The sequence below is a fragment of the Candidatus Methylomirabilota bacterium genome (genome assembly GCA_035764725.1).
Lineage (GTDB): Bacteria > Methylomirabilota > Methylomirabilia > Rokubacteriales > CSP1-6 > DASRWT01.
In genome coordinates this window covers 52,525-67,181 of record DASTYT010000155.1, presented here as the reverse complement: position 1 = coordinate 67,181, position 14,657 = coordinate 52,525, and the positions used below count along the sequence as shown (strand labels likewise).

At 69.9% G+C, this 14,657-nt stretch carries 13 protein-coding genes; 5 read left to right on the top strand and 8 right to left on the bottom strand.

From position 1 onward, the window contains the following. The 6 genes from VFX14_25550 to VFX14_25525 all read right to left on the bottom strand — a co-directional run. Window positions 1-1,950: tetratricopeptide repeat protein (locus tag VFX14_25550; protein HEU5193064.1), on the bottom strand; the 1,950-nt coding region annotated here is incomplete at its 3' end. 98 nt (window positions 1,951-2,048) lie between these two features. After that, a complete protein-coding gene (locus tag VFX14_25545; GenBank protein ID HEU5193063.1) occupies window positions 2,049-2,903 on the bottom strand; it encodes a nidogen-like domain-containing protein in 855 nt (284 codons plus the stop codon). 342 nt (window positions 2,904-3,245) lie between these two features. Then, a complete protein-coding gene (locus VFX14_25540) occupies window positions 3,246-3,743 on the bottom strand; it encodes a YajQ family cyclic di-GMP-binding protein (protein ID HEU5193062.1) in 498 nt (165 codons plus the stop codon). A gap of 23 nt (window positions 3,744-3,766) precedes the next feature. Next, window positions 3,767-4,441, bottom strand: a complete 675-nt coding sequence (locus tag VFX14_25535) for an outer membrane lipoprotein carrier protein LolA (GenBank protein HEU5193061.1) — start codon at window positions 4,439-4,441, stop codon at window positions 3,767-3,769. Next, complete coding sequence (locus VFX14_25530; protein HEU5193060.1) at window positions 4,438-6,696, bottom strand: DNA translocase FtsK 4TM domain-containing protein; 2,259 nt, start codon at window positions 6,694-6,696, stop codon at window positions 4,438-4,440. The genes VFX14_25535 and VFX14_25530 overlap by 4 nt, the downstream gene beginning before the upstream one ends. Before the next feature lie 15 nt (window positions 6,697-6,711). Further along, window positions 6,712-8,415, bottom strand: coding sequence for a ribonuclease J (locus tag VFX14_25525; protein HEU5193059.1), 1,704 nt, complete (start codon window positions 8,413-8,415; stop codon window positions 6,712-6,714). Between the two features lie 171 nt (window positions 8,416-8,586). Here VFX14_25525 and VFX14_25520 point away from each other — a divergent pair, with 171 nt between their 5' ends. The 5 genes from VFX14_25520 to VFX14_25500 all read left to right on the top strand — a co-directional run bounded on the left by VFX14_25520 (window position 8,587) and on the right by VFX14_25500 (window position 13,140). Further along, the gene (locus VFX14_25520; protein HEU5193058.1) at window positions 8,587-10,275 is read left to right on the top strand and encodes an ABC transporter substrate-binding protein; all 1,689 of its coding nucleotides are present in this window, start codon (window positions 8,587-8,589) and stop codon (window positions 10,273-10,275) included. Between the two features lie 15 nt (window positions 10,276-10,290). Further along, the gene (locus tag VFX14_25515; GenBank protein ID HEU5193057.1) at window positions 10,291-11,247 is read left to right on the top strand and encodes an ABC transporter permease; all 957 of its coding nucleotides are present in this window, start codon (window positions 10,291-10,293) and stop codon (window positions 11,245-11,247) included. A gap of 8 nt (window positions 11,248-11,255) precedes the next feature. Further along, window positions 11,256-12,188, top strand: coding sequence for an ABC transporter permease (locus tag VFX14_25510; GenBank protein ID HEU5193056.1), 933 nt, complete (start codon window positions 11,256-11,258; stop codon window positions 12,186-12,188). Window positions 12,189-12,412: 224 nt separating this feature from the next. Further along, entirely contained in the window at window positions 12,413-12,523 is a 111-nt protein-coding gene (locus VFX14_25505) for an ATP-binding protein (protein ID HEU5193055.1), read from the top strand. 68 nt (window positions 12,524-12,591) lie between these two features. Then, complete coding sequence (locus VFX14_25500; protein ID HEU5193054.1) at window positions 12,592-13,140, top strand: hypothetical protein; 549 nt, start codon at window positions 12,592-12,594, stop codon at window positions 13,138-13,140. Here the strand turns inward: VFX14_25500 and rsmA are convergent. Both rsmA and coaE read right to left on the bottom strand, forming a co-directional pair. After that, window positions 13,137-14,027 carry a 16S rRNA (adenine(1518)-N(6)/adenine(1519)-N(6))-dimethyltransferase RsmA gene (gene rsmA / locus VFX14_25495; protein HEU5193053.1) on the bottom strand — a complete coding sequence of 297 codons (891 nt, stop codon included), beginning with the start codon at window positions 14,025-14,027 and terminating at the stop codon, window positions 13,137-13,139. The genes VFX14_25500 and rsmA overlap by 4 nt on opposite strands. Beyond that, a complete protein-coding gene (gene coaE, locus VFX14_25490; GenBank protein HEU5193052.1) occupies window positions 14,024-14,656 on the bottom strand; it encodes a dephospho-CoA kinase in 633 nt (210 codons plus the stop codon). The genes rsmA and coaE overlap by 4 nt, the downstream gene beginning before the upstream one ends. Window position 14,657 lies beyond the last annotated feature (1 nt).

Genomic DNA, 14,657 nt, shown 5'->3' with positions numbered 1-14,657 from the left:
GTTGCCGGCCTTGATCGCAGCCTCGAGCTCGCGGCGCGCGTCCTCGCTCTTGCCCTGCTTGGCGTACACCATCCCGAGGTGGTAGCGCACCTCGCCGGACGCGGGCGCCGCCTTCGCCACCCGGGTCAGGAGCTCCTCCGCGCGCGCGAGGTCGCCCTTCTGATAGAGCGCCCAGCCGAGGGTATCCGCCACCGCCGCGCTGTTGGGCGCCGCCGCGTGGGCCTTCTCGGCGAGCGTAACCGCCTCGGCGCTAGTGGCCGGATCCCCGGCAAGGAGGTAGGCAAGGTTGTTGAGGATGCCCGGGTTCTCGGGCGCCCGGGCGAGCGCGCGACGGTAGGCGGCGACCGCGCCGGAGGGATTCCCCGCGCGCTCCTCGAGCCGGGCCAGATCGAGGAGCGGCTCGACGGATTGCGGGCGGCCTTGGGCGGTGGCCTCGAGGAGCTCGCGCGCCTCAGGCACGCGGGACTGGCGCTCGAGGAGATTGGCCCGGGCGCGCGCCGCGGCGAGCTGATGCGGCTCCTTGTCGAGCGCGGTCTGATAGGCGGCGAGCGCGTCGGCGGGGCGGCCCGCCTTCTCGTTGACGACGCCGTAGAGCGTGTACGCGAAGGCGGTGTCGCCCTGCAGCGCGCGGAGGCGCGCGGCGGTGGCCACCGCGTCGTCCGCCTTGCCCTGGGCGATATAGGCGTCGATCTGCACGGCGAGCGGCTCGGGGCTCCTCGGCGCCAGCTTCTCCGCTTCCTGCGCGGCGGCGACCGCATCCGCCGGCCGCCGCTGGGCCAGATAGAAGCGCGCGAGCTGCAGGCGCGCGGGGACACTCTGGGGCGCGTCCTTCGCCGCGGCCTGGAGCTCGCGCTCGGCGAGGTCGGGCTGGCCTTTCTCCAGATAGAGGCGCGCGAGCACGGCGCGGGCCAGCGGCGCGGCGTTGGTGGACGCCAGCGAGGCCTGGGCTTTGGCGATGGCGCGATCGCGCTCGCCGGCCGCCGCGAGCAGCCCCGCCGCGCGCGCCCGCGTCACCGCGGGATCTGGGCTCGTCTGCTCGGCGCGATCGAACGCCCGCATCGCGGGCTCGATCTGACGCTGCATGAGGCGCGTGCGCCCCAGCTCGAAGTGTGTGACCGGCGAGTCGGGGCGCTCTTTCGCAATGGCCTCCATCTCGGTGGCCGCCTCGTCGAGCCGGCCCCGCGCCCGCTCCACGATGGCCAGCCCCATGCGCGCGCTCAGCGACTTGGGATCCTGCTGCACCACCTTCTCGAAGATCTTCTCCGCCTCGTCGGCCTTGCCCAGCTCGAGCTTCACCAGCCCCTGCACCTGCAGCGCTTGGGCGGAATCCGGCGCCGCCGCCAGCGCCTCGTCCAGCACCGCTTCGGCCGCGGTCGCCCGCCCCATGTCGTGGTAGATCTGCGCGAGGAGGATCTTGGCGTCGAGATCCTTGGGATCGCGGCGCATGGCCTCGCGCGCCTCGTTGAGCGCGGACCCGATCTGACGCTGGCGGAGGAGAGCAACGACCAGGCCGCGGCGCGCGGCGGCGAGATCGGCATTCGCCGTCAGCGCCTTGCGAAACCACCCTTCCGCCTTCTTGGGATCGCGGGTCTCCAACGCGAGCTGACCGAGGCGCACCATCACCGGGAGACGGCCCGGCTCGAGGCGCAGCGCCTCGGTGTAGGCGGTCTCCGCCTCGCGGTACAGCCGGTTGACCTGCGCAGCGACGCCGAGCAGCTCCTGGCCGGTGGCGTTGCCCGGCTGCGCCTTGGTGAACTCGCGCGCGCCCTTGAGGGCGGCCTCTCTGTCGCCCCGCTTGAGGGCGTCGATCACCGCGGTGAGGGAGGGCGAGGCGGCGGGGGGCGCCGGGAGGGGCGGGGCCCCCGTTCCTGGATCGGGCACGATCGCGCACACCGGTCCCGCGGTGAGGACCAGGACGACGAGGGCCGCGAGAAGCGCGGGAACCGTCACGCACTCAAGCGTACCAGAGCGGCCCCGGGGGCGGGCGAATAGACTGCGGGCGCCGGAGGTCGTCCGGCGCCCGAGTGAATTCGCCGTGAGCGGGTCGGCTACTTCGCGCGGCGTCTCAGCAGCGCCGTCGTGCCCGCGCCGAGGAGCCCGGCGCCGAGGAGCACGAGCGCCCCGGGGGCCGGCACGCCGGTGGGGGGCGGAATCACCACGCCGTTGCGCACGGAAAAGATGTACTGGCCGAGGATACTGCTGTTCAGGTCGTGGCAGGTGAGGCCGGTGGCGCCATTGGGGCAGTTGGTGTCGAGGAGCGCGCCGTTGATGGCCGAGCCGGCGAGCTCGAAGCTCTTGTTGCTGCCGTTCGACCAGCCGGCCCGAGCCGAGTCGCCACCCAAGCCGTTTGCGTCACCGTCGCTCGCCTCGCCGGTTTCCCAGGTGATGGCGTCGTAGTTGAACTCGAAGTCGAAGTTGCCGGCGCCCGTATCCGAGCGGTCGGTGATGATGAGTTGGAAGGAATTGAGATGCTCGTCGCGTTCGAAGAAGTAGCCGACGTTGATCCAGTTCACACCAAACACCGAGTGGCCGTTGATCGTGGCCTGACCGTACCGCACCACGTCACTACCCGCCGCCCGCGTGTCGACGTCGGCGAAGAACGGCGCGATCATCGGCACGTTGGTGGTGAGCAGGGGGAACGGCGTGAACTCCGACAGCGCCGAGTTGAACGTCACGTTGCCGTTGTTATTTACGAACAACGTGGTCTGATTCCCACTGTTGAGCCCGAAGAAGTTGATGCCGAACCCAATGCTGACGGGCCCCACCGAGCCGTCGTCGTTCCGGTTCAACACGGTCGTGAAGAGCCCGGCATCGTGGATGGCCCCCGCGTAGGCGCCTGAGACAGCGGCGACGAGGAGTCCAAGCACTGCCACGGCGGCTACCGCTGTTTTGAGCGATCTCATGGTCATGGGTCTCCTTATGAAGTGCGGGCCCTCGCCGGGGCACACACTGTGCCAGCACTGGAAGGCGCAGAAGTTGCGGGGCTTTCCCCGCGACGCCCCGAGTAGCCCACTTCTGACCTGTAAAGTCTCGGTTACAGGGGGCTGTCATCCAGCCGTCGCGTCGCTCCGCCCTAAAGCCACTCCTACCTGTTCCTGGACCATCCATTGGGGTACGAGGTGCGGTCGGCCCTGTGGATAGAAGTGGATTGACGCCCGTCGTAACCCCGGGAGGGTGCAACTGACACCAATTGTGATAAGAATTCCGACGATTCGGGGCGGGGAGGCGGAGGAGGCGGAGTCGGGCTAGTTCGAGCGGTAGTTCGTGAACTGGAGGGCGACGCCCAAGTCCTTCCCCTTCACGAGCGCGATCACGGCCTGGAGATCGTCGCGGTTCTTGCCCGCCACGCGCACCTGCTTCTCCTGGATCGAGGCCTGCACCTTGATCTTGGAGTCCTTGATGAGGCGCACGATCTCCTTCGCCTTCTCCATCGGGATGCCGTCCTGGAGCGTGATCTTCTGCTTGAGGGTGCCGCCGGCGGCGCTCTCCGGATCGCCGATGGTCAGGGCCTTCAGATCCACGCCGCGGCGATGGAGCTTGGACTGGAGAATGTCCAGCACCGCCTTCAACTTCATCTCGTCCCCGGAGGAGAGGACGAGGTCCATCTTCTCCTGGGTGATGTCGTTCTTCGAGCCCTTGAGGTCGTAGCGGGTCTCGATCTCGCGCTTCGCCTGATTGACGGCGTTCGCGACCTCCTGCATGTCCACCTTGCACGCGATGTCGAAGCTGTTCTCGGCCGCCATACCGTCATTCTACCGCGGTTCGACTAGCGCGGGTTCAGCGGGACCACCGCGGCGCCCGTGGGCGGGACGAAGGTGAAGAGGCTGTCGGCGAGGCCGCTGTTGGGCGTGACCTTCGTGAAGCTCATCGTCACGGTGTTGCCGATCTGATCGTAGAGCACCGCCTGGCGGACGATGTAGTCCTTGGGGTCCACTGTCAGCACGAGCCGCGTGAGCAGTGGCGTGGGGTTCTTGGGCGTGAGGTCGAGCACGGGGCGCCCCGCGCCGTCCACCTTCGCCGAGGGATTGAGGAAGCGCACGGAGAACTCTTCGCGGAGCTTGCCGAGGCCGGCGAGGAATGAGCCGGCAGGGCCGGCGAGGGCTTTCGGCGCCTCGCCCTTGTTCACCTGGTTCAGCTCGGGCGTGTAGACCCAGAAATTCACGCCGTCGGACACGATCAGCTGCGGCGAGGGGCTCTTGTAGTCCCAGCGGAGCTTGCCGCCCTTCTTCAGATAGACGGTGCCCTCGGCCTTGATGTCCTGGCCCAGGCTCTTGTTGTGGGAGACCTGGCTGAACTCGGCCTTGAGGTCGTTGATCCGTCCGTAGGTGGCCTCGACCCCCGCGACGACCTCGTCGAGCGTCTGGGCGCTCGCGGGCGCCGCGGCGGGCGCCGCGGCGAGCGCCGCGCCGAGCGCGAGGGCAACGAAGGCGCGACGCCTCATCGCCCGTGCTTGGCCAGGTACTCGGGGCCCACGAGGATCTCGCGCGGCTTGGCCCCCTGCCCCGGTCCGATGATGTGGTCCTGCTCCATCATGTCGATGAAGCGCGCGGCCTTGGGGTAACCGAGGCCGAGCCGCCGCTGGAGGAAGGAGATGGACGCCGCCCGCTGAGCGATCACGAGGTTCACCGCGTCCCAGTAGATGTCGTCGCGGTCCTCGCCGTCGCCTCCGCCGGCCTCGAGATCGGCGGCCGGCATCTCGACCTTCTCGTACACCGCCGAGCCCTGCTTGCGCAGGAACTCGCAGATCGCCTTCACCTCGCCGTCCGACACCCAGGAGCCGTGGACGCGCACCTGGCGCGACGCCCCCGGCGGGACGAAGATCATGTCGCCCTTGCCGAGGAGCTGCTCGGCGCCGTTGGCGTCCAGGACCGTGCGTGAATCGACCTTGGAGGCGACCTGGAAGGCGATGCGCGTGGGGAAGTTGGCCTTGATGAGCCCGGTCACCACGTCCACCGACGGGCGCTGGGTGGCGACGATCAAGTGGATGCCGACCGCGCGCGCGATCTGGGCCAGGCGCACCAGCGAGTTCTGCACCTCACCCGCCGAGACCATCATGAGATCGGCCAGCTCGTCGACGACCACGACCCAGTACGGCAGCCGCTCCTCCGGGCCGACCTCCTTGTTGTAGCCTTCGATGTTGCGTACCGCTTTGGCCTGGAGCTGCTTGTAGCGCTCGTCCATCTTGCCGACGATCCACTTGAGCCGCATCGCGGCTTCCTTGGCGTCGGTGACGACGGGGGCGAGGAGATGCGGGATGCCCTCGTAGATGCCGAGCTCGAGCCGCTTGGGATCGATCAACAAGAAGCGGACGTCCGCGGGCGTGGCCTTGTAGAGCAGCGAGCAGATCATGGTGTTGAGCCCCACGCTCTTGCCGCTGCCGGTGGAGCCCGCGATGAGCAGATGCGGCATGCTCGCGAGATCGGACACCATCGCGTTGCCGGTGGTGTCCTTGCCGAGAGCCAGGGGCAGGCGGCCCTTGGTCTCGACGAACTCCGGCGAGACGAGGATCTCGCGCAGGTAGACGGTCGCCGACTCGGGGTTCGGTACCTCGACCGCCACCGTGCCGCGCCCGGGGATGGGCCCGATGATGCGCACCGCCGCCGCCTTCATGGCCAGCGCGAGGTCGTCGGAGAGATTCACGACCTGGCTCACCTTCACACCCGCGGCGGGCTCGAACTCGTAGGACGTGATGACGGGGCCGGGGCTCGCCTGCACGATGTGGCCGTCCACGCCGAAGTCGGCGAGCTTCTTCTTGAGCGTGGCCGCGTTGGCCTCGAGCTCCTCGCGCGTGCGGTTCAGCGCGGAAGCGGGCGGGGCCTGCAGCAGGCCCACCGGCGGGAGCTGGAAGGACTGCGCGCCGCCCGAGCCGAAGTCGAACGTCTCCTGCCAGGCCAGGCCCTTCTCGGCGAGCGTGGATTTCGGCTTCGCCGGCTCCTTCACGATGAGGGGCGGCGGGGTGAAGGCGCGCTCGGGCACAGGTTCGAGGTCGCGCCCCTCGAATTCCGCCTCACCCTGCCCTCTCCCCGTTTGGGGGAGAGGGTCCTTGGAGCGCCACGCGGTCCAGCGCTCGCGGAGGGCGAGGCCGGCCCGGCGGAGCGAGGCCTGGGTGATGAAGAGGGCGGCCACGGGCAGGATGGCGAGCAGGATGATCCAGGTGCCGACGGTGCCCACCGAGAAGCTCAGCGCCTGGTTCACCGCCCAGCCGAGCATGCCCCCCTTGTGGATGCGGAGCTCCGTGAGCGTGTCCGACGCGCGTGCCAGCATGCCGGTCACGCTGACGAGCAACAGCACGAGGCCCGCCAGGCCGGGCCAGCCCCGCGCGAGCGGCGCCCGCACGAAGGCGCCCGCGCCGTAGAGGATGAGCAGCAGCGGGAACACGTAGCCCGCGTAGCCGAAAGCCCAGAACGCGGCCCAGCCGAGCCAGAGCCCCACCGGCCCGCCGGGGCTCGACTGATCGAGCGGATGGCGCATGGGATCGAAGGCATAGAGCGCCACGAGGGCGAAGCCCGCCAGTGCGAGGGCCAGGATGCCCTTCACCTCGCGCACCCACCGGCCGTCGCCCTTCGCCTTGCGCCGCTCCTTCGCGTGGCGCCGCCGTGCCTCGCCCGCCGCGGCGTCGCGGCGGCCGGCCGACGGGGTACGCCCCGGCGCCTCCCTGTCGGTGGCGCTCGCATCCACGATCTTGCCGGCTGCCATGTGGGCCTCCCGCCCCTACACTTCCATGATCACGGGGATCACGATGGGCTTGCGCTGGAAGCGCTGATTGATGAAGCGTCGCACCGCACTCCGCACGCGCGCGCCGAACAGCTCGCGGTCCAGGACCTCGGGATCTTCACGTTGCGCGATCGCCTCGCGGACGGCCTCCTTCACCTCGGCCATCAGCTCATCGGACTCCTTCATGTAGACGAACCCGCGGGAGGCGATCTCGGGTCCCGCGACCAGCGAGCCCGTCACCCGGTCAATGGTCAGCGCCACCACCACCATCCCGGCCTCGGCGAGGAGCTGGCGGTCGCGGAGCACCACCGAGCCCACGTCCCCGATGCCCTTGCCGTCCACGAACACGCGCCCGGCGGGATAGGGGCCGAGCACGCGCGCCCCGGACTTCGTCAGCTCGAGCCCGAGCCCGTCCTCGATCAGGAAGATGCGCTCGGCCGGCACCCCCGCGTCCTCGGCGAGCCGCGCATGCTGGAGCAGGTGGCGATACTCGCCGTGCACGGGCATGAAGTAGCGCGGCTTCGTCAGCTCGAGCATCTGGCGGAGATCGTCCTGGCTCGCGTGGCCGGACACGTGCACGAAGGCCACGTCCTCCCACAGCACCTCGGCGCCGCGACGCAGGAGCGCATTGATGAGGCGCCCGATCACGCGCTCATTGCCGGGGATCACCCGCGACGAGAAGATCACCAGGTCGCCCTCGCCGACGGCGAAGTGCTTGTGCTCGCCCGCGGCCATGAGGGCCAGCGCGGAGTTGGGCTCACCCTGGCTGCCCGTCGAGAGAATGACCTGACGATTCGCGGGCAGCTCCACGAGGTCCTCGAGCGGCCAGAGCACGTCGTCCGGCACCTTGAGATAGCCGAGCTCCGCCGCGACGGCGACATTGGCCGCCATGCTGCGCCCGAGGAGGCCGACTTTGCGCGAGCGCTCCGCCGCCAGTTCGAGCACCTGCTGGATGCGGTGGACGTGCGAGGCGAACGTCGCCACGATGATGCGGCCGTGGGCGGCGGCGAAGCGCCCGCGCAGCGCCGCGCCGACCTCGGTCTCCGACCCCGTGCGCCCCGGGCGCCCGACATTGGTGGAGTCGGAGCAGAGGCAGAGCACGCCGCGCTCGCCGAGGGCCGCGAAGCGCGAGTAATCCGGCTGCTCGCCGTCCACCGGATTGGGGTCGAGCTTGAAGTCGCCCGTGTGCACCACCGTGCCCGCCGGCGTCTCGATGGCGAGCCCGATGCCGTCGGCGATGGAGTGGGTCACGCGCATCGGCAGGATGCGGAAGCAGCCGGCCACGATCTCGTCGCCGGGCCTGTAGGCGCGCAGATCCACGCGCTCGAGGAGACCGTGCTCGGCGAGGCGGTGGCGCGCGATGGCGAGGGTGAGCGGCGTGCCGTACACGGGCACGTCGAAGTCGCGCAGGAGGTACGAGAGCGCGCCGATGTGATCCTCGTGGCCGTGGGTCAGCACCACCGCGCGGAAGCGCTCGCGGTGCTCGCCCAGGTAGGAGAAGTCCGGGATCACGTAGTCCACACCCGGCATCTCGTCGTCGGGGAAGAGGAGGCCGCAGTCCACCGCCACGATGTCCTCGCCCGACTCGAGGAGCATCATGTTGAGCCCGATCTCGCCAAGCCCCCCCAGGGGGATCAGGCGCACCGCGGGCTCGGCGGGCACATCGATCGGTGCGGGCTCCGGGCGGAATGCGGTGCTCACGGCGGTCCACTCAGGGTATCACCCGGGCTCCGGAGGGCCCTAGAAACGGGGAGGGCGCCGACCTCGGCCGGCGGCGTCGGGACATGTCTTGTAACCCTGCGGGCCCTCGTGTATGGTCTCCCCACCCTCGCGCGCCGATGCGCGGGATGAGCCCTATAGGAGGGTGCCCACATGGCCAATTCAACCCGCTCTGACCGCTCCCAGCAGCCCGTCAGCCGTCGCGCCTTCCTGCGTACCGCGGGCGTGGCCGGCGGCGCCGCTGCCCTTGGCCCCGCGGTGCTCCGCCGCCGCGCCGAGGCGCAGGAGACGCCCTCTCCCGTACGGCCCGATCCCGCGGCCAAGCGGGGCGGCACCCTCCGCTACGCCGTGCACAATGCCCCCGCGCACTTCGACGTGCATCAGTCCGGCACCGTGGCCAACATCGGGCCCCAGAGCCCGATGTACGACACGCTGCTCCGGCGCAGCCCGAAGGATGGGCAGACCATCATCCCGGACCTGGCCTGGAAGTACGACATCTCGCCGGACGGGAAGAAGTACACCTTCCACCTGAGGAAGGGCGTCAAGTTCCACGACGGCGCCGACTTCACCGCCGACGACGTGAAGGCGACCTACGATCGCATCTGCCGTCCGCCCAAGGGTGTGGTCATCCCGCGCACACCGCTCTTCGCCACCGTCGGCGACATCGTGGTCCTCGATCCGCATCGGGTCGAGTTCCGCCTCACCGAGGCGCGGCCCAAGCCGTACATGCTGGGCGCCTTCGCGAGCGGCTGGAACGTCATCGTGCGGAAGAAGACCCTCGAGGACAACGGCGGCAACCTTCGCCAGGTGATGAACTACCCGGGCACGGGTCCCTTCCGCCACGTCTCCCGCAAGGACAAGGAGATCTGGATCCAGGAGCGCAACCCCGACTACTGGAATAAGGGGCTGCCGCTCGTCGACAAGCTCGAGATCTATCACTTCCTCCCGTTCACGCCGGAGCTGGGTGCCTCGTTCCTCTCCGGGCGCGTCGACTACGCGCGTCTGCTCGATCCCGTGACCTGGCGCAAGGCCAAGGAGATGCCGGGCGTCACGGCGGCGAACTTCAACCAGTCGGTCATCCAGGCCTTCTGGATGAACATGGAGAAGAACAAGGCGCTGGCCGACAAGCGGGTCCGGCGGGCCATTCATCTCGCCATGGATCGCCCCACCCTGATCGAGGTCGTGAAGGACGCCGCGCCCATGCAGGTGGGCGGGTTCGTCTATCCGTTCCACGAGATGTCGACGCCGCGCGCTGAGCTGGAGAAGAAGCTCGGCTATCAGAAGGACATCAAGCGCGCCGTGCAGGAGGCCCGGAAGCTCATGCAGGCCGCGGGCTACGGCCAGGGCCTCAAGAACCTCGACTTCTGCGTGCGCGACATCCCTACCTTCAAGCTCTGGGCGGTGGCCATCCAAGCCATGCTGAAGGAGCACCTCAACATCGAGTCGAACCTGCGCGTGGTGCAAACCTCGGTGTGGTTCGACGAGGCCCAGGCGGGCAACTTCGACCTCGCCATCAGCGCCATCGTGTCCACCCTCATGGATCCCTCCGACATCTTCAGCGCCTGGTACGGCAAGGGCGGCCCGCAGAACTACTCCCGATGGACGAACCCGGCCTTCCACGATCTCGCTGCCCAGGTGGATCGCGAGCTCGACGACAACCGGCGCAAGGCCCTGGTACGCAAGGCGGAAGAGATTCTTGAGGACGACCCGCCGTTGATCCCGGTAGCGTACGAGCAGATCTACGACGCCTATTACAACAAGGTGCGCGGGCAGAACCCGTCCACCTTCTTCGGCATCTACGACGTGGTCCGCTGGGACAACGTCTGGCTGGCGTCTTCCTAAGGGGGACTCGGCCGCGTGCGGAAGTACCTGCTTCGCCGGGCAGGGTACGCCCTCGGTACCCTGCTCGGTGTCTCGCTCACCATTTTCGTAGTGCTCCGCGTCCTCCCGGGTGATCCGCTGGTGGCGATCCTCGGCGTGGAGGGGCACGCCCAGATGAAGCCCGAGGACCGCGTTCGCATCATGGCCGATCTCGGGCTCAGCGACCCCCTGCCCATCCAGTACGGCCACTGGCTCGTCGACATCGGCGCCGGCCGGCTCGGCAAGTCCTTCTTCCGCGGTGATACCGTCGCCGACCTGATCGCGCATCGCGGCCCCATCAGCGCCGAGATCGGGGTGCTCGCCCTCCTCGTGTCCTGGCTCGTCGGCCTGCCCGTCGGGATCCTCAGCGCGTTCAAGCCCAACAGCATCCCCGACGGCCTCGCGCGCGCGCTGTCCATCCTCTTCATCGCCATCCCGGGGTTCTGGCTGGGCATGCTCATCGTGCTCGCTCTGCTCTTCTGGTTCGGCTACAAGGCGCCCTTCATCATCGTGCATTTCTGGGAGGACCCCTGGCAGAACTTCCAGATGGTGATTGGCCCCGCGGTGGTGCTGGGGCTTGCCCAGGGCGCATACATCGCGCGCATGTCCCGTTCATGCCTCCTCGAGGTGATCAGCGAGGACTTCGTGCGAACGGCGCGGGCCAAAGGCCTTCGCGAGGGGCTCGTTGTCCTCCGCCACGCGCTCCCGAACGCGCTTCTGCCCGTCATCACCATCTCCGGCGTGCTGCTGGGCTTCGTCCTGGGCGGCTCGGTGGCGGTGGAGCAGGCCTTCGGGGTGCCCGGGCTCGGGCGCGCCCTCGTCGTGGCGGTCATCGAGCGCGACATCATCGTCGTCCAGAACCTCGTGCTCTTCTACGCGGTGATTTTCGTGGCCGTCAACGTGCTCGTCGATCTCAGCTATGCGTGGCTCGACCCGCGCATCCGGTTCGGCTGATGCGTATCGTGCTTCGCGAGCTGGGTCGCTTCACCCGCCGCAACACGCTGGCGGCGCTCGGCGGGCTGGTCGGGTTGTTCATCGTCTTCGTGGCCCTTGCGGCGCCGCTCCTCGCCCCCTACGATCCCCTCAAGGCGGACTTCCGCCGCATGAACAAGCCCCCGGATGCCCAGCACGTGCTGGGGACGGATCAGGTGGGCCGCGACACGCTCAGCCGGGTGATCTACGGCGCGCGGACGTCGCTCTTCGTCGCGTTCTCCGCCGTATTGCTGGGGACCACGGTGGGCTCGCTCTGGGGCGTGGCCTGCGGCTACCTCCGCGGGCGCTTCGATCTCGTGAGCCAGCGCATCATGGAGATCCTGCAATCGTTTCCGGACCTCATCCTGGCCATGGCCATCTCCATGGCCATCGGGACCGGCCTCCAGGCGGTGATCTTCGCCATCGCGATCACGCGCATTCCGTTCGGCGGGCGCGTCATCCGATCGGTCGCGCTGTCAGTGCGCGAGATGCCGTTCGTGGAGGCGGGCCGCGCCAACGGCTCCTCCACCCTCCGCGTGATGGCCAAGCACGTGCTGCCCCAGTGCGTGGCGCCGTATCTCGTCCTCGCCACCACACATCTCGGCGTGGCCATCGTCATCGAGGCCGCGCTGGGCTTCCTCGGCGTCGGCGTGCCGCCCCCCACGCCCACGTGGGGCAACATGCTGGCGGACTCGATCACCGGGCTCGTGCCGCCGTGGTGGCTCGCCTTCTTCCCCGGGCTCGCCATCACGATCACCGTGCTCGCGTTCAACCTGCTGGGCGACGGGATCCGCGACACGCTGGACCCGCGCTTGTCGCCCGGCTTCCTCCGCCTCGTGACCGGCGCGGGGCGTGCCGCGCCCGCGGCGACCCCCGCCGCGACCGCGCCCGTATCGTTGACAATGCCCGCGGGGAAGTCATAGATGAGGCGATGCCAGGCGACGCGCTCGCGGCGGCCGTCGGACAGCCCGCGCCGCACTTCACGCTTCCATCGGTGCAAGGGCCCACGATCGACCTGAAGTCGTATCACTGTCGGCCGAGCTGCCCGAGCGCTGAACCTCACTGGCAACGCCCTCAAGTACACGCGGGAGGGGGGCCGCGTGCACGTCTCGCGCTGACGGTGCTGCCGTCGGAGACCGCGCCCTGGGTGCGCGTCGCCTCCCGAAGCCTCGTGGAGTCCCATGGCGGCCGGATCTGGGCGGAGAGCGTGGAGGGTCAGGGCAGCACCTTCGCGTTCACCCTGCCCCTCGCGGGCTAGTTTCACACGGCCGCCCCGGCGGGGTTGTGCTCTCTGAGGGCGCTGCGCGCGCCCGAGGAGGAGATTTCATGTCCACGATGAGTGTTGGGCACTTCGAGAGAGCACAGGCGGTGCTGGCCTCGCCCGGTCGTGCCCCCGAGATCCCCGAGGCGGCGGACGTCTATGGATGGCTGGTAGGAAGCTGGGATCTCGACGTGCGCCGGTACGCCGGCATCGATGTGAGCGGGCGACGCTTGCGCGGCGAGGTGCACTTCGGCTGGGCGCTGGAGGGACGCGCGATCCAGGACGTGTGGATCATGCCGCCCCGGGCCGAGCGCGTGGGCGAGCCGGAGCGGGGCATGAACATGTTCGGCACCACCCTGCGGGTGTGGGATCCGACCATCCAGGCGTGGCGGATCACGTGGATCAATCCCCTGAACGGCCACCGCGAGGAGCAGGTCGGCCGGCGCATCGGCGCCGAGATCGTGCAGGTGGGCGCCCGCGCCAACGGGACGCCGACCCGCTGGCGCTTCACCGAGATCACGCCGGATTCCTTCCACTGGATCGGCGAGGCGCTCGCCGCCGACGGCGCGACCTGGCTCGTGGAGGGCGAGTTCCTCGCGCGGCGCGCGCGCTAGCCCACGTCGACCTGGTCGGCGGCCCGCGCGAACTCGGCGAGGGTGAGGGTCTCGGCCCGGCGGCCGGCAGCGATGCCGGCGGCGGCGAGGCGCGCGCGGGCGCGCTCGACGGGAATTCCGAGACCGGCGGCGAGCGCGTTGGCCAGGCTCTTGCGACGCTGCGCGAAGGCCGCGCGCACGAGCGCACGAAAGCGCCGCGGATCGGCGATGGGCACCGGCGGCGCGGCGAGCGCGCGCAGATGCAGCACCGCGGACTCGACGAGCGGCGGCGGGCGGAACGCGCCCGGCGGCACCGTGAAGGCCAGGCGCACCTCGACGGCGCACTGGGTGAGCACGGAGAGGCTGCCGTAGGTGCGGTCGCCCGGCGGCGCGGCCACGCGCTCCGCCACTTCCTTCTGGAGCATCAGCGCCATCTCGGTCGGCGCGGCGACGGCGAGCGCGGGCGCCGCGTCAGCCAGCGCCATCAGGATCGGCTTGCCCACGCTGTACGGGAGATTCCCCACCACGAGGATGCGACCACCGACGGCCGGCCGGAGCGCGGGCAGGCCCCGCCAGTCGAAGGCGAGCGCATCGGCGTGGCGGATTTCGACGGTGGGGGAGGCGGGCAGGCGCGCGCCGAGCCGGGCGGCGAGGGCGGCGTCCACTTCCACGGCGATGAAGCGTCCCGCCGCCGCGGCGAGCCGGCCGGTCAGCGCGCCCTCGCCGGGCCCGATCTCCACCACGAGGTCCGCGGGGCCCGGCCGCACGAGGGCGACGATGCGCTCGACGACGCCTTCGTCCCGCAGGAAGTGCTGGCCGAGGGCGCGCCGCTTGCCGCCGGTGGCGCGGCCGCCGCCGAAGCGGCGCGACGGCGGCGCGGTGGCTCGCGCGTTCCGCCGCGGGCTCATGCCGCGCCGCGCGCGGCGAGGTCTCCGAGGAGCGCCCTGTACACTGCGCGCACCTGCCGTTCGGTCTCGGCGCGGGGGCCGGAGTTGTCCACGACGTAGTCGGCCAGCTTGGCCTTCTCGGCCACCGGCAGCTGGCTGGCGATGCGCGCCCGCGCCTCCGCCTCAGTGCAGCTGTCGCGGGCCACGAGGCGGGCGAGCTGCACATCCGGGTCCGTGAACACCACCACCACCTTCTCCATGAGCCGCGCGCCGCCCGTCTCGTAGAGGAGGGCGGCGTCCCAGAAGACGATGCCGACGAACGCCTCTTCCTCGTAGACGCGGAGGATGCGGTCCCAGCGCGTCCGGATCGCCGGATGGGTGATGGCCTCCAATCGCTTGCGCCGCTCGGGGTCGGCGAACACCACCGCACCCAGTCGCTTGCGGTCCAGATAGCCGTCGGGCTGCAGCATCTCGGCGCCGAATTCCTTCACGATGGCGGCATGCGCGGGCTGGCCCGGCGCCACCACCTCGCGGGCGAGCTGGTCGGCGTCGGTGACGCGGCAGCCGAGATGGGTGAACATCGCGCTCACCGTGCTCTTGCCGGTGGCGATGCCGCCGGTGAGCCCGGCGAGGAGGAAGGGCCGCCCCACC